Below are 16,103 nucleotides of genomic sequence, written 5' to 3' on the forward strand. Positions count from 1 at the left end.
CCCGGCAGGTGCGGTCAATAGCATGATGATGTGACGCAGCAAGTGCCGAAAACGCAAAAGGCCCCTACTGCGCGCAGTAGGGGCCTTTTGTTTAAAAACGGGGTGCTGATTACAGCGTCCGCTTAACTTCCTGTTCTTCGAAGCCTTCGATGTTATCACCCTCTTGGAGTTCATCGAAGTTTTTCAGGGAAATACCGCACTCGTAGCCTTGGCGTACTTCCGACACGTCGTCTTTGTAGCGCTTGAGGTCCTTGATTTCGCCCGAGTACACCACAATGCCGTTGCGCACGAGCCGCACCTTGGTTTTGCGGGTGAAAGTGCCGTCCGTCACCATGCAGCCACCAATGGTGCCCACTTTAGTGATGTTGAACACCTGACGAATCTCGGCGTTGGCTACCACTACATCTTTCACCGTTGGGGCCAGCATGCCTTCCATGGCATCCTTCACCTCGTTGATGGCGTTGTAAATGATAGAGTAGAGGCGGATATCGATCTGCTCCTGCTCGGCCAGCTTGCGGGCGCTTTGCGACGGCCGCACCTGGAAACCGATGATGATGGCGTCGGAGGCCGAAGCCAGCAACACGTCGGATTCCGAAATGGCACCCACGCTCTTGCTGAGGATGTTCACGGCCACTTCCGGCGTGCTCAGCTTCAGCAGCGAGTCGGCCAGAGCTTCCACCGAGCCATCCACGTCGCCTTTCACAATCACATTCAGCTCCTTGAACGAACCGATAGCCAGACGGCGACCAATCTCGTCGAGGGTGATGTGCTTTTTGGTGCGCATGCTCTGCTCGCGGGCCAGCTGCTGACGCTGGGTGGCCAGCTCGCGGGCTTCGCGCTCGGTTTCCATCACCTGGATCTTGTCGCCAGCCTGTGGGGCTCCGGTCAGACCAAGTACCTGCACCGGGGTAGCCGGGCCGGCGTTTTTCATCTTCTTACCGCGGTGGTCCGTCATGGCCTTCACGCGGCCGAAGTGCGGACCAGCCAGCACGATGTCGCCCACTTTCATGGTGCCGGTTTGCACCAGAATGGTGGTTACGTAGCCCCGGCCCTTGTCGAGGGAGGCTTCAATAACCGTACCTATGGCATTGCGGTCAGGGTTGGCTTTCAACTCCAGAATCTCGGCTTCCAGCAGCACCTTCTCCAGCAGGTCGTCGATGCCCAGACCCGTTTTGGCCGAAACCTCTTGGCTCTGGTACTTGCCGCCCCACTCTTCTACCAGCACGTTGATTACCGACAGCTCCTCGCGGACTTTGTCGGGGTTGGCACCAGGCTTGTCGATCTTGTTGAGAGCAATTACAATAGGTACACCAGCCGCCTGTGCGTGGTTGATGGCTTCCTTCGTCTGCGGCATCACCGAGTCGTCGGCTGCTACCACAATGATGGCAATGTCGGTGACCTTGGCACCCCGAGCACGCATGGCCGTAAAGGCTTCGTGACCCGGCGTATCCAGGAAGGTTACGCGCTTGCCCGACTTGGTCATTACATCGTAGGCACCAATGTGCTGCGTGATACCACCGGCTTCACCTTTGGCTACACTGGCACTCCGGATATAGTCAAGCAGCGACGTTTTGCCGTGGTCGACGTGACCCATGATGGTCACGATAGGAGCGCGCGGCTGCAAATCAGCCTCGTTGTCCTCCACAACAACCACCGTGTCTTCCTCTTCCGCCGACAGGAACTCCACGTCGTAGCCGAACTCATCGGCAATAACGGTAATGGCTTCGGCGTCGAGGCGCTGGTTGATGGACACGAACATGCCCATGTTCAGGCAGATCTTGATAATCTCGTTCACCGAGACATCCATCAGCGACGCCAGGTCGTTGGCAGAGATGAACTCGGTTACTTTGAGCGTCTTGGCATCCAGCTCGTTCTGAGCGCGCTGGGCTTCGCGGTCCTCGGCTACCCCAGCACGCTTGTCGCGGCGGTACTTAGCGCGGTTGTTGTTGTTGCCACCACGGCCGCCGCTGAGCTTAGCCAGCGTGGCCTTGATCTGCTCCTGGATCTGCTTTTCGTTTTGCTCAGGCGTGAGCGGAACGGTTGGCTGCGTGCGCTGGCCGGGGCCGCCCGGGCGCTGACCCGGACCGCCGGGGCGTTGACCGGGGCCACCAGGGCGCTGGGGCGGGGGGCCAACGGGGCGGTTGCCCTGATAGCCACCACCTTGCTGAGTACCTTGGTTAGCTGAGCCGGGCTGGGTAGCACCGCCTGGGCCAGGCAGCCGCTGGCGCTTCTTCTTGTCGGCGGCTAGGCCGCTCTTGCGCACATCCGACGACGCCACGGGGCGGGCACCGCGCCCACCACGCCGCGACGAATCGAGCGGCAGTTCAATCTTGCCCAGTACCGTCAGGCCTTTCAGCTGGTCGGCTTTGGCTACGATGGTACCGGCAGCTTCTTCCGTGCCGGCAGCAGGCTCTGCAGGAGCGGCGGTTGCCGGGGCCGAAGCATCAGCAACGGGCGTAGCCGCAGGCACAACCGGGGCAGGAGCCTCAACTGGCTTAGGTGCCGGAGCAGGCGCCGGAGTTTCGGCAACCGGCGCTTTCACTGGCTCAGGAGCAACAGGAGCAACCGGCGCGGGGGCCGGGGCTGGCGTGGCTGCTACCGGAGCGGGAGCAGGCGCCTCTACTGGCTTAGGAGCGGGGGCCGGAACCGGAGCCGGAGCAGGGGCCGCTACCGGAGGAGCTGGTGTAGGCTTGGTTTCGGCAACCGGTGCTTCAACAGGCTTGGGAGCGGGGGTAGGAGCCGGAGCTGCTACCGGAGCCGCTGGTGTGGCGGCGGCCACCGGAGCGGCGGGAGCGGCAGGGCGGGGGGCCATTGGCCGGCCTTTGGCATCCAGCTCCAGCTTGCCCAGCACTTTGAGGCCGGGCACCTTGGGCGCCTCCTCGGTGGGCTGTGGGGCAGGTGCTGCAGCCGCTGCGGCCACTACGGGCGCAAAAACAGGAGCCGCTGCCACCGGAGCCGGGGCAGGAGCTTCTACAGGTTTGGGGGCCGGGGCTTTCGGGGCGGCAGGCTCAGCCGGACGGGCGTGGGCAGCTGCTTCCAGCTCGCTTTGGCGCTTGGCCTGGCTGAGCTTGGCGGCCTCCATCTTGTCTTGGGCTGAAGACGCGAATTCCTTGTCCAGCAACGCTACCTGCTCTGGAGTGAGCTTGGTTGTGGGCTTGTTTTCTACCGGAAATCCCTTTTTCGTTAGTGTTTCCACTATCGTGGACATGCCAACGTTCAGGTCTTTGGCTGCCTGACTAAGCCGTTTGGTTGCTGCTTCCGCCATTCTATGCTCGCGAACGATACTCTTATCTTGGTGCAAAGGTACTATATTAAATGGTGCCAGCCGGTGTTACGGTGCTAAAGCGAGCCGGCTGGCCCGATTTAACGCCTTTGCCGGGCCGAAGCCCGCGCGCTCATTGCGCGGTGTCGCTGGCAGTGGAGGTTTCTGCTTCGTCGGTGCTTTCTTCTTCGCCTTCAAATTCGTTGCGGATGACGCGGAAAACGTCTTCTACAGTTTCTTCTTCCAGCTCCGTGCGGCGCACGATGTCTTCTTTACTTACGGCCAATACGGCGCGCCCGGTGTCGAGGCCAATCTTCTTGAGCTCGTCAATGATCCAGGCTTCCAGCTCGTCCGAGAATTCGTCGAGGGCAATGTCCTCTTCGTAGTCACCGGCATCCCGGAATACGTCGATTTCCATGCCCACCAGCCGCGAGGCCAGTTTGATGTTGGCGCCGCCCCGGCCGATGGCCAGGGAAACCTGGTCTGGTTTCAGGAACACCGAAACCCGGCCGGTTTGTTCGTTTATCTTCATCGACGTGAGCTTTGCCGGCGACAGAGCCCGCGCAATGTAGAGCTCCAGGTTGTCGGTGTAGTTGATGACGTCGATGTTCTCGTTTTCCAGCTCACGCACTACGGCGTGAATCCGGGAGCCTTTCATGCCCACGCAGGCACCTACCGGGTCGATGCGGTCATCGTAGCTTTCTACGGCTACTTTGGCCCGCTCGCCGGGCTCGCGCACAATGTTCTTGATGGTGATGAGGCCATCAAAAATCTCGGGCACTTCCTGCTCGAACAACCGCTCCAGGAAAGCCGGGGCCGCGCGCGACAGAATGATTTTGGGCGTGCCATTGATGATTTCCACCTTGTGCACTACAGCCCGTACGGAGTCGCCCTTGCGGTAACGGTCCTTCGGAATCTGCTCGCCTTTGGGCAGCACCAGCTCGTTTTCGTCTTTGTCGAGAATGAGGGCCTCGCGGCTCCATACCTGATAGACTTCGCCGGCGATGATTTCGCCGACCTGGTCTTTGTAAGTCTGGTAGAGGTGGTCGCGCTCCAGGTCCTTCACGCGCTGAATCAGCGTCTGGCGGGCCATGAGCACGGCGCGGCGACCGAAATCCTCCAGCTTCACCTCTTCCGTTACCTGCTCGCCTACCTCGAAGTCGGGCTCGATTTTCTGCGCTTCGGCCAGCGGAATTTTGTCGTGGTCCCAGATATCCTCCGAGTCATCGTCTACAATCTCACGGTTGCGGTAGATTTCCAGGTCGCCCTTGTCCACGTTGAGGATGACGTCGAAGTTGGCGTCATCGGTGTACTTTTTGCGAATCATGGTCCGGAACACGTCTTCGAGGATGCTCATCATCGTGGGACGGTCGATGTTTTTGCTCCGGGCGAATTCGGCAAACGATTCAATCAGGACGTTGCTGTTCATCTGATTTAAACTGTTGAATTGTTGAATTGCTGCAGAAAAGGCGGCTGGCTTTCGCTTACGAAAAAAGACAACTGCTGGTCTGGTAAGCTATTAAGTCCGTGTTATTTAAACGAAATGACGATCCGCGCTTCCGTGATGCTGGCAAACGGTACCAGCATGGCGGGCAGCGTTTTGGTTTTGCTTTTCTCCTTAATCACCTCAGCCACCTGCAGCCCCTCGGCTTCGATGGCTTCCAGGGTACCGGTTTTCTCGGTGCCGTCGGCCAGCTTCAGGCTGAAGGTGCGGCCCACGTGCCGGGTGTACTGGCGCGGGTCGGTGAGGGGCTGGTCGGCACCGGGGGAGGTGACTTCCAGCGAGTAGGTAGCATCTTCGCCGTAGGCTTCATCGATGCGGTGGGCAAGCCGGCGGCTCACCGTGGCGCACTCATTGATGCCCAGGCCCTGCTCACTATCGAGGGTGACGGTGATTTTGGGCCGGATGGCGTCTGATACGCTCAAGTCTACCACAAACAGGTCGAAACCAGTAAGGCTATCCTGGAGCATCTCGTCGATGCGGTGTTGATCGAAATTCATCGGGTGTTGAACCGGGTGATAAAAGAAAGAGGGGACGCTACGTCCCCTCTTCACAATCAGAATACTGCGCAAATATACTAGGATAAACCGCCGAAAGCAAGTAGGTGGCAGGTGATGGGGTGATGAGGTGAGGCGGTAATGAGGTGAGGAGGAGATGGCAGGAACGTCATTCCGAGCATGTGGCGCATGGAGCCAGGGACGAGGAGCCTCGCGTGATGACGTTAGGACGACCCGAGTTACCACGCTGGCGAGATTCCTCGCTCTGCTCGGAATGACGTTCTGCCTTTGTCACCTGTCACCTCACCGCGTGATTTCCACCCAGCCCTTGGCGCGGCGGTTGTCGGTGTCGCGCAGCAGGTAGTAGTAGGTGCCTTCGGGCAGGTTCTCGCCGCCCCAGTTGTTGTGGTAGTCCTGGATTTCATAGACCAGCGTGCCCCAGCGGTTGAAAATCTGCAGGCGGGTGGGCTTGCAGCTGAACAGCGGCTTGAACGTGTCGTTGAGCGAGTCTCGGTTGGGGGTGATGATGTTCGGGACCTTCATCTCGCCGACTTCCAGCGGCGAGAAGGCCGTTTCGACCACGCAGTTGGAATAGCGCGCCGTGAGCCGGACGGTGTAGGTGCCGGGCTGTTCGTAGAGGTGCGTCGGGTTGGCGGTGGTGCCGTGCGGTGAACCGTCGCCGAAGTCCCAGTCGTAGGTGCCACCGGCCAGGGCGGGCTCAAACTCGCAGTTGAAGGGCGCCAGGCCGGCGTAGCGCGGCGAGGCCGAGCACACGGGCAGGTTGAGGGGCGCATTGGCCGAGGACGTGGGGGCCAGCAGCATCGTCCGGACGGCTACGTTTTCGCAGCCGTTCTGCGAGTAAGTGTAGCGCAGTGGGAAGATGCCGCCGCGGTTGTTGGTGTTGGGCGGCGTGAATAGGCCGCCAGGCGTGACGCCAGTACCGCTCCAGGTGCCACCGGCTGGGTTCATGCCCCGCAGCTGGAAAGGAGCCATCTGGTCGGCGCACAGCGTAGTGTCGCGGCCGGCGCGCACTTCCGGCACCACGCTTACAACCACTGTTTGGGTGCCCACGCCGCATCCCAGCGTGTCGGAAATGGCGTAGCGGATGGTGTGGGTGCCAATGCCGGCCACCGTGGGGTTGAAGATGCTACCCGACACGCCCGGCCCGCTGAACGTGCCGCCCAGCGGCGTGGCCGTGAGGGCCACACTGCCTGAGTTGACGCAGCGGGGCGGCAGCGGGGCCACTGTCACGGGCCGCTCCGGCGTGACCGTGACGCGCAGCGGGCGGGTGCTGACGCAGGTACCGGTAGAGGCCACCGAGTAGGTGAGTGTATTGACGCCCAGCCGCGCCGGAGTGGGCGTGAACTGGTAGCCGCCGCCGGGCAGGGCCGTGACGCCGGGGCCGGTCCAGGTGCCGCCGGCGGGGCTGCCACCCAGCGTGATGGGCGCGCTGCCCACGCACACGTAGCGGCTTGGGCCGGGGTCGGCGGTGATGATGCCGAAGTCGATTTTGAAGGCCGCGTTGTTGCAGTTGAGGCTGCGGTTGGTGCTGGAGTAGGTGTTGGCGCCCGGCGGCACCGGAAAGGCCGACGAGCCGCCGCAGCCGCCGCACACGGCCTGATATACCACGCCTTTCTTGTCGAAGCGTGAGGTGCCGCCGTCCACATGCTCGCCGCTGCGGCCGCCCCGCTCACCGTAGAAGGTGGCGTACTCCAGGGCCGTCAGGCCGGGGCGGAACTGGGCCAGGTAGAAGTCGGAGCCATCGGTGGTGGCTTGGATGGCGTTGGGCGTGACCGGCAGAAACGTGGTGCCGCTGCCAGTGGAGCCGCTCTGGTCATTTACGGTGCCGCCCCAGCCGCTGATGTAGATTCGCTCGCAGTCATCCACCAGAAAGGCCGTGAGCGAAATGTCGGGGAAGAGGGTGCGGCCGCTGCCGAAACGGGTGCTGTAGAGGCTGCCGGAAAGGGTAGGGTTGAGCTTCTGAATGAACTGGCGGCCATTGGCCACGCCATAGAGCCCCGGCGTGATGGGCAGGTTGCCTTGGGTCTGGCCCAGCAGGTAGGCGTTGCCGGCCGCATCGAGCTCCACGAAAAACGCCTGGTCGTAGGCGGAGGTACCCACAAAGCTGCTTTGCAGCAGCGCCGTGCCAGTGCTGCTCAGGTGGGTCACGAAGCCATCAACCACTCCCTGAAAGGTGGAGAGGTAGGCGCCGGGCGTAACCGGGAAGTTGGGGCTGGTGGTGCCGCCGGCCACGTATACCCCACGCGTAGCATCCACCTGCAGGGAGTAGGCTGCGTCGGCGGAGTTGCCGCCCAAGTAGGTGGCCCACACGAGCGTGCGTAGATCGGGCGAGAGTTTGGCCACGATGCCGTCGGAGGTGCCGCCCTGGTAGGTGGGGCGGAAGCCGGCGCCGGCCGGGAAGTTGGCGCTGTTCGTGACCGAGGCCAGGTACACGTTGCCGGCGCCGTCCACCGTCACGTCGCCGCGGTACGGGTCGCCGTAGTTCACCACCGGGGAATTGCCGAGCCGCTCGCCGGGCAGGTACCCATCGGTGCCCGAGCCGCCGAGGAAGGTGCTGCCGGTGAGGGTGCTGCCGTTGGCCGAAAACTTGGCCACGAACAGATCGACGCCGCTGGCATAAGCAGCGGAGTTCATATTGCTGGGCGAAACTGAAGGGCCGCCGTTGTGGGTGTTGTCGTAGCAGCCGGCCGAAACCGGGAAGTTGCCGGAGCCGGTGGTACCCAGCACCACCAGCTCGCCCTGCGGGTTCACCACCATGCTATGCGGAGCATCGAGGGCGCTGCCGCCGAGGTAGGTGGCGTAGAGCCGCGAGGCCGGGCCGTTGACGGCGGTGTTGTACTTGATGATGCCCACATCGGCCACGCCGCTGAACGTGGTGCGGAATGCGCCGACAGAGGCCGGGTAGCCGGCCGCAAACACCACGCCGCCCGAGTACATGTTGCCCTGCGCGTCGTAGGTGGCCGTGAAGCCCCAGTTGTCGGCCGTGGAGCCGGTGAACGACGAGAAGATAACGGTCGGGTCGATGATGAGCGGGCGGCGGCGGTCGTACTGGCCCAGCCGGAAGCTCACGGTAGTGCCCTGCAGCACGAAGGCGCACGGCACGGCCACGCGCTGGCCGCGGGCATCGGTTTGCCAGGCTTTGGGGGCCTGCTCGGTTACGTGGCCAATAGACGTTTGCACCAGCAGGCTGCCGTCGGGACTGAGGCTGAGCTTGTCGAGGCCAGTGTAGCGGAGCCGGATGGCGGCGGGCTTGCTGTTGGGAGCCACCAGAAAGTCGTATTCCAGCTGCTGCTCCGTGTTTTCGTAGACCACCGCCCCAATGCCGGGGTACAGGTTCTGGTAGCGCACCCGCCGAAAGCCGCGGGCGTTGCTGGCCCAGTGATGAGCATCAGTACCCTGGAAATAGTTGTAGGGCGCGGCGGTGCCCTCTTCGCCGGCCAACTCGGGGGCGGGGTTGGCACCCTCAAACGAAACCGAGTAGGCGTGGCCGCGCAGCTCTTGGTCGGCGGCCGGGGGCAGGGTTTCGGTTTCGGCGCCGTGGTGGGTGTGGCGGCGCAGGGCGGCGGGGTCGAGGAAGCTGTAGGTGAAGCCGGCCGGCCCGAGGAACAGTTGGCCGCCGGGCAGCTGTGCGCCGTAGCGGGCGGCGGCGTCCCACTGGCCTTTGTTCTCGATAAATTCCAGCGAGGCCTTCTCGGTGGGGACGGCCTGCGGGTGGCGGGCCGCCATAGCCGGCGCCGGCAGCGCCGCCAGTAAGGCGCTGAATGTGAGAACCCGAAATGTAGAAAGGAGCATAGCGTAGCAGTAAAGCAGAAACTAAAAGTACAACGAAAACCAAGGCCCGAAACGTGCGCAAGAATCGGGCCCGGAGCCTAGTTGGGTTCCGCTTACCTTTGCAGCCTCACCGCCGGCTGCCCAGCCGGGTTGCTTCTGCCGTGCGTCGTTCGTTTGCTTTCACCTGCACCCTGCTCCTGATTGGCTGGCTGCTCGCGGCCATTGCCTGCGTGCAGATACCGGCCTACACCTTCTGGCCGGCGGCTTTCGGGGCTCTCACGCTGCCCGTGGCGCTGGCCCTCAACCTGGTAGCCGCCTTCTACTGGGTGCTGCGCAACTGGCGGGTGGCGGCGTTGCCTATCGGAATAGCCGTGCTCACGTGGCCGCACTTTCAGCGCGGGCTGGCGGTGCACCCGCTGCGTCTGGCTCCGCTGGCCGCCGACAGCACGTCCGGCCCCCGGGTGCGTGTGCTCAGCGCCAACGTGCGCATCTTCAACGTGTATCCGCAGTTGCGCGACAAAGACCTGACCTCTTCGAAAAAAATGATTCAGTGGCTGGCCGACAGCCCCGCCGAAATCGTGTGCCTGCAGGAGTTCTACAACGAGCCGCGCACGTCCACGAGCCGCGAAAAGAACGTGTTCAACGCCGTGGAGCGTATCGGGCAGCAGAGCGGGCGGCAGGCGTTCCTGTCCAAAACCCTCACCAACGGGGCCGGCTCCGAGTTCGGCATGGCCATCTTCTCGCGCTACCCCATGCTGCGGCGCGGCACCGTGCAGTTCGGCAAGCTCAGCCAGAACCACGCCATGTGGGCCGACCTGCGCCTGCCTTCCGGCGACACCATCCGGGTGTTCAACTTCCATCTGCAGAGCATGAGCATGGACGAGCAGGACATCGTGGACAGCTACTCCAGCAAGTCGGGGCTGAAGAAAAAAGGGCTGGGGCTGATGCGCCGTTTCAAGCGCGGTCTGGTGGCCCGCAGCTGGCAGGTAGATACGCTGGTGCAGCGCTTCGAGCGCAGCCCTTACCCGCTGCTGCTCTGCGCCGACCTCAACGACCTGCCCTACAGCTACAGCTACGACCAGCTGGCCGACCGTTTCCAGAATGCCTGGGCCACCGTGGGCAACGGCGTGGGCGCCACCTACAACGGCCGCCTGCCCTTCGTGCGCATCGACAACCAGTTTGCCGGCCCCCAGTGGCAGGTCGACGACTTCTGGGTGCACTACGAAATTCCGTATTCCGACCACTTTCCCACGCTGGCAACGTATCGATTGCGGAAGTAAAGACCGGATGGAACGTCATTCCGAGTGCAGCGAGGAATCTCGCTGGCGGGGTAATCAATAGTCTTGCAGCGTCAGCACGCGAGATTCCTCGCTGCACTCGGAATGACGTTCTATCTGCCACTTCATCACCTCATCAACCTGATTACCTTTGCGGCTATGCAGCACCCACTCTCGCTTTATAATACGCTCACCCGCCGCAAAGCCCCGTTCGAACCCCTGCACGCGCCCTTCGTGGGTGTGTACCTCTGCGGCCCGACCGTGTATAGCGAGGCGCACGTGGGCAATGCCCGCGGCCCGGTGGTGTTTGATGTGCTGACGCGCTACCTGCGCCACCTGGGCTATACGGTGCGCTACGTGCGCAACATCACCGATGTGGGCCACCTCGAAGGCGACGCCGACGAGGGCGAAGACAAGATCAGCAAGCGCGCCCGCGCCCAGCAGCTGGAGCCTATGCAGGTGGCCGAGCAGTTCGCCAACCTCTACCAGACCCACATGACGGCCCTAGGATGCCTGCCGCCCGACATCACGCCCCGCGCCAGCGGCCACATCATCGAGCAGATTGAGATGGTGCAGCAGATCATCGACAACGGTTTCGGCTACGAATCCAACGGCTCGGTGTACTTCGATGTGCCCGCCTACAACGCCGCCGGCCGCAACTACGGCAAGCTCTCCAACCGCGTGGTAGAGGAGCTGCTGGCCGGCACGCGCGACAACCTCGCCGGCCAGGAGGAGAAGCGCAGTCCGCTGGATTTTGCCCTCTGGAAACGCGCTGATGAGCGCCACCTTATGCGTTGGTCTTCGCCCTGGAGCGACGGTTTTCCGGGCTGGCACCTGGAGTGCTCGGCCATGAGCCGTAAGTACCTCGGCGCCGAGTTCGACATCCACGGCGGCGGGCTGGACCTGATGTTTCCGCACCACGAGTGCGAAATAGCCCAGAGCCAGGCCTGCAACCACCCCACCAACGAAGCGCAGGTGTGGATGCACAACAACATGATTACGGTGAACGGCGCCAAGATGAGCAAGTCGCTCGGCAACTTCATCACCATTTCGGAGCTGTTTGAAGGCACCAACGCCACGCTGGCGCAGGCCTACTCGCCCATGACGGTGCGATTCTTCCTGCTGCAGGCCCACTACCGCAGCACCGTGGATATCACCGACGAAGGCCTGCAAGCGGCCCGCAAAGGCTACCGCAAGCTGATGAACGGCCTGCGCTTGCTGGATAAGCTGCGCGAAGCCAGCCTGTCATCGGACGTTATCAAGGCCCGCACAGTGGCGCCCGTGGCAGAAGGCAAAACGCCCGACACCACCACCGCCGACGCCGAGCTGCGCAAGCTGATGCAGGACTGCTTCGTGGGCCTGAACGACGACCTGAACACGGCCCGCGCCATTGCCAGCCTGTTTAACCTGTTGCGCAAGCTCAACGGCTTCCACGCCAACCCGGGCACGCTCGCCACGGTCAGCGCGGCGGCACTCCAAGAAGCCACGGACACCTACCAGACGCTGGTGGCCGACGTGCTGGGCCTGGTAGACGAGCCCCGCGCCAGCGCCGAAGACCTGCTCAGCCTCACGCTGGAGTTCTACCAGGAAGCCAAAGCCACCAAGGCCTACGACAAAGTGGACCAGATCCGGGCGGCCCTTAAAACGCAGGGCATCGTGGTGAAGGACACCAAAGCCGGCATCGACTGGGCTTACAGCGAAGAGTAAACAGCCCGTCATGCAGAGGCGCAGCCGAAGCATCTCGCCTGCTGACTCCGAATCAGTAATCCAATGTCAGCAGGCGAGATGCTTCGCTCCGCTCTGCATGACGTTCTTTAGCCTCTCCCACACAATGAAACTCTTCCGCCTTGCGCCGGCTGCTCTGGCCGCGCTGCTGCTACTCACCGGCTGCCCCGATAAAAAGCCCGCTACCACCGAGGTGGAAGCACCCACTAAGCTGGCGGCCGCGCCGTCCTTCAACGCCGACTCGGCCTACGCCTACGTGGCCAAGCAGGTGGCTTTCGGGCCTCGGGTGCCCAACACGGCGGCTCACGTGAATACCGGTGACTGGGTGATAAACAAATTCAAGGCGCTGGGTCTGACGGTGCGCGAGCAGCCGTTTGTGGCCATGGCCTTTGATGGTAAAATGCTGAAGTCGCGCAACATCATCGCGCAGTTTCAGCCGCAGGCCGCGCGCCGCGTGGCCGTCTTCACGCACTGGGACACCCGCCCGTTTGCCGATAAGGACACCAAGCGCAAAAACGCGCCGCTCGACGGCGCCTCCGACGGCGCCAGCGGCGTGGGCGTGGCCCTGGAAATGGCCCGCGTGCTGGCCGCTCAGCCCGACAGCCTCACGCCCGCCGTCGGCATCGACTTCATCCTCTTCGACTCCGAAGACTACGGCTACGATTCCAGTACTCAGGGTGAGCTGACCAACCAGCTGGCCAGCCAGGAAACTTCTGGCGGTTCCAGCTGGTGCCTGGGCTCGCAGTACTGGAGTAAAAACCTGATTCCTGGTAACTACAAGCCGGAATTCGGGATTCTGATGGACATGGTGGGCGCCAAAAATGCCAAGTTCACCCGCGAAGGAATTTCCCGCGACAACGCCAACGATGTGGTAAACAAGGTCTGGAACCTGGCCGCCCAAATCGGCTACTCCGATTACTTCCTGTTCCAGGATTCGCCCGGCATCACCGACGACCACGCCTTCACCAACCAGGCCGGCATCCGCACCATCGACATCATCGACTACCTGCCCACCGGCCAGTTCCAGCCCTACCACCACACCACCGACGACAACATGAGCGTCATTGACAAACGCACGCTCAAGGCCGTGGGCCAGACCGTGCTGCAGACGGTGTACGGCGAGTAAGCGTTGGTTAATACGCGTAATAAAAGAGCCCCTGCTTATTCAAGCAGGGGCTCTTTTATTACGCGTATAGCTACAGCTCAATTCAGCAGTTTGTAATACACCACCGTGGCCTCCAGCGCGCCGCCGGCCACGCGGGCGAACTGCGGAATGGCACCCACGGCCACGTAGCCGAGCTGTTGGTAGAGTTGCTCGGAGCCCGCGCCTTGCAGCGTGTCCAGCACCAGCGTGCTGCGCTGGTGCTGACGGGCCAACTCTTCCACGGCCAGCATCAGCTGCCGGCCGATGCCGCGGCGCTGGAATTGGGAATGTACCAGCAGCTTGGCCACTTCGGCGCGGTGTAGGCCGTTGGGCTTGGTAGCCAGCACCAGCTGCACGGTGCCCACCACCCAATCCCCATCTGTGGCAAATAACAGTAGCGTAGTGCCCGCGGCTACGTTTTGCTCCACGCCCGCCCAGAACTCCCGGGCCTCCGTAGCGGCCAGCGGTGGCAGGAAGCCTACTGAAGCACCTGAATCAACCGCGTCGCGGAGTAGCTCGGCCAGGCCGCCGGCGAAGGCCACAAATTCCGTGGCCTTAACAAGTTGAATGGTGACGGACATCGGCCTTGGGATTATGGGTTACACATACGCCAGTCGGGCGCCGGCCGCATCTACCGTGAGGCGGGCCGGGCGGCCGCAGATCAGGGCCATGTTCTGGGGCTCGTGGCCGACGGGAAAGCCGTGCGCCACCGGAAAATCGTGCTTGGCGGCGTAGTGCTGGATGATTTCGTTGGGCGTCTGGCCGTAGGGGATGGTGTTATCCTGGGGGTTGGTGAAGTGCCCCACGAGCAGGCCGGACAGGTTCTGCAGCTTGCCGGTGCGGTCAAGGTGCACCATCATCCGGTCGATGGCATACAGGTATTCATCGATGTCTTCCAGGAACAGGATGCGGCCGGCCGTGGCCACATCGGAGCGGGTGCCGGTGAGGGTCTGGAGCAAACTCAGATTGCCGCCCACCAGCTCGCCGGTGGCCGTGCCGAAGCGGTTGAGTGAATGCGGCGCCACCTCGTAGCGTACCTGCTCCCCAAACAGCGCCCGCCGCAAACTTTCCAGCGACTCCTCGCCGCCGGATTGCTCAAACAGCAGCGGCATCACGCCGTGGATGCTCTGGTGGCCCAGCGCCAGCAGGTGGCAGTTGAGGGTGGTGATGTCGGAGAAGCCGGCCACCCATTTGGGGTTTTTGGCGAAGCTGGAAAAGTCGATCTGGTCGATGATGCGGGTGGTGCCGTAGCCGCCGCGGGCGCTCAGGATGGCGCGTATTTCGGGGTTGTCGAGCTGTTGCTGAAAGTCGCGGCGGCGCAGGCCGTCGTCGCCGCCGAACTGGTGGTGGGTGCTGTTGGTGCTCTCGCCCAGCACCACGCGCAGCTGCCAGCTTTCCAGCACGGCCACGGCGGCAGCCAGTTCCTGGTGCGAGGCCGAGCGGGCGGGGCAAACAATGGCTACCTGGTCGTGGGGGCGCAGGAAAGGAGGGGCAGTAGTAGGCATAAGCGGGCCGATGGTAGGGGCAGCCGCAAACTTACGGAACCCTGCCCCGGTTTTCCTCGTCCTGACAACGAGGATTGCGGAGCTGTACGTAGGTTGTCTGGGCCGCTCCAATTGCTTGTATATCAACTGCGGAAACTCTTTCGCGCCACCGTCTAACGCTGCTCGCCATGAAGAAAATCGTACTGCTGCTGCTAGCCTGCCTGGGTTTGCTCACGGCTGCTTCTGCCCAGATTGACACCACGCGGGGCCGCTACTACCAGCCCGTCTTTCAGAATGTCACGGTCAGCAGCAACGTCACCTATGGGTCGGCGCCCAACTTCGCCGGCACCACCCAAACGTTGCTCATGGACATCTACCAGCCCACCGGCGACACCGTGAGCCGGCGGCCAGTTATCATCTTCGCGCACCAAGGCGGCTTTCTGGTAGGCTCGCGCACCGACCCGTATATGGTGGCGGTCTGCACCCGCTTTGCCCGGCTCGGCTACGTCACGGCCAGCATCGAATACCGTCTCGGTTTCTTCCCGTTTGATACCGTAAACGTGGCCCGGGCCTCCATCCGGGGCATGCAGGATCTGCGTGCCGCCGTGCGCTTCTTCCGCCGCGACGCCGCTACCACCCGCACCTACCGCGTCAACCCGCGCTACATCGTGGTCGGCGGCTCGTCGGCCGGCGCGTTTGCGGCCCTGCAGGTCGGCTATCTTGATAAAGACAGCGAAGTACCGGCCTACGTGGGGCTGGCGACGCTGGGCGGCATCGAAGGCAGCAGTGGCAACCCCGGCTACAGCAGCGCCGCGCTGGCCGTGCTCAACCTGAGCGGCGCCACCGAAAGCGTGAATTATCTGGAACCCGGCAACGCGCCGCTCTGCAGCGTGCACGGCACTGCCGATGCGGTAGTGCCCTACGCGCAGGGCCGCGTCGGGGGCGGCTTGCCGCCCAAGTATGTGGTAGGCAGCGGACGGCTCAATCCCCGCGCCACCGCCGTGGGCATCCCCAACACGCTGCGCACCCTGCGCGGCGCCGGCCACATTCCCTTCGAGAGCACCAGCGCCGCCGGCCTGGCCTACGCCGATACCACCTTCCGAACCATCCGCGACTTTCTGCGCCCGCTGCTGCGTCAGCCCGGCACGGTGCTGAGCGCCGCCAGGGCCACCGGTAAAGTCGGCACCCAGGCCTACCCGGTGCCCGCCACCACTGAAATCCGGCTGGCCGTACCGCGCGGCGTAGCGTTCCGGCCCCAGCAAGCGCAGCTCCTCGACCTCACCGGCCGCGTGGTGCGCCGCTTTCGCTGGCAGCAGCCCGACCAGTTGCTGCTACGCGAGAACCTGCCCGCCGGCACCTATATAGTGCGCGCCGAGCAGTTGGCCGACGTGCGAGTGGTGTTTGAGTAGATAGGCAATTCC

10 protein-coding genes are annotated in these 16,103 nt (G+C 63.1%); 4 read left to right on the forward strand and 6 right to left on the reverse strand.

Going from position 1 to position 16,103, the window contains the following annotated elements:
* Nucleotides 1-109: 109 nt before the first annotated feature.
* The 4 genes from infB to O3303_RS17620 all read right to left on the reverse strand — a co-directional run bounded on the left by infB (nucleotide 110) and on the right by O3303_RS17620 (nucleotide 9,073).
* Nucleotides 110-3,265, reverse strand: coding sequence for a translation initiation factor IF-2 (infB, locus tag O3303_RS17605; RefSeq protein WP_269559682.1), 3,156 nt, complete (start codon nucleotides 3,263-3,265; stop codon nucleotides 110-112).
* 130 nt (nucleotides 3,266-3,395) lie between these two features.
* Nucleotides 3,396-4,691, reverse strand: a complete 1,296-nt coding sequence (gene nusA, locus O3303_RS17610) for a transcription termination factor NusA (RefSeq protein ID WP_269559683.1) — start codon at nucleotides 4,689-4,691, stop codon at nucleotides 3,396-3,398.
* 101 nt (nucleotides 4,692-4,792) lie between these two features.
* Nucleotides 4,793-5,263: a ribosome maturation factor RimP gene (gene rimP, locus O3303_RS17615; protein WP_269559684.1), complete on the reverse strand. Its 471-nt coding sequence runs from the start codon at nucleotides 5,261-5,263 to the stop codon at nucleotides 4,793-4,795.
* Nucleotides 5,264-5,563: 300 nt separating this feature from the next.
* Complete coding sequence (locus tag O3303_RS17620; RefSeq protein WP_269559685.1) at nucleotides 5,564-9,073, reverse strand: DUF7948 domain-containing protein; 3,510 nt, start codon at nucleotides 9,071-9,073, stop codon at nucleotides 5,564-5,566.
* Between the two features lie 140 nt (nucleotides 9,074-9,213).
* Here O3303_RS17620 and O3303_RS17625 point away from each other — a divergent pair, with 140 nt between their 5' ends.
* From O3303_RS17625 to O3303_RS17635, 3 genes are all read left to right on the forward strand, one after another.
* Nucleotides 9,214-10,332, forward strand: a complete 1,119-nt coding sequence (locus O3303_RS17625) for an endonuclease/exonuclease/phosphatase family protein (protein ID WP_269559686.1) — start codon at nucleotides 9,214-9,216, stop codon at nucleotides 10,330-10,332.
* Nucleotides 10,333-10,488: 156 nt separating this feature from the next.
* Nucleotides 10,489-12,036, forward strand: a complete 1,548-nt coding sequence (cysS, locus tag O3303_RS17630; RefSeq protein ID WP_269561929.1) for a cysteine--tRNA ligase — start codon at nucleotides 10,489-10,491, stop codon at nucleotides 12,034-12,036.
* Nucleotides 12,037-12,160: 124 nt separating this feature from the next.
* On the forward strand, nucleotides 12,161-13,180 hold the full coding sequence (locus O3303_RS17635; RefSeq protein ID WP_269559687.1) for a M28 family peptidase: 1,020 nt from the start codon (nucleotides 12,161-12,163) through the stop codon (nucleotides 13,178-13,180).
* 77 nt (nucleotides 13,181-13,257) lie between these two features.
* Here the strand turns inward: O3303_RS17635 and O3303_RS17640 are convergent, their stop codons facing one another.
* On the reverse strand, nucleotides 13,258-13,779 hold the full coding sequence (locus O3303_RS17640) for a GNAT family N-acetyltransferase (RefSeq protein WP_269559688.1): 522 nt from the start codon (nucleotides 13,777-13,779) through the stop codon (nucleotides 13,258-13,260).
* An 18-nt stretch (nucleotides 13,780-13,797) separates the two neighbouring features.
* A complete protein-coding gene (locus O3303_RS17645) occupies nucleotides 13,798-14,703 on the reverse strand; it encodes a S66 peptidase family protein (protein ID WP_269559689.1) in 906 nt (301 codons plus the stop codon).
* Nucleotides 14,704-14,870: 167 nt separating this feature from the next.
* Here O3303_RS17645 and O3303_RS17650 point away from each other — a divergent pair, with 167 nt between their 5' ends.
* On the forward strand, nucleotides 14,871-16,091 hold the full coding sequence (locus O3303_RS17650; protein WP_269559690.1) for a carboxylesterase family protein: 1,221 nt from the start codon (nucleotides 14,871-14,873) through the stop codon (nucleotides 16,089-16,091).
* Nucleotides 16,092-16,103 lie beyond the last annotated feature (12 nt).

Source organism: Hymenobacter canadensis (genome assembly GCF_027359925.1).
Lineage (GTDB): Bacteria > Bacteroidota > Bacteroidia > Cytophagales > Hymenobacteraceae > Hymenobacter > Hymenobacter canadensis.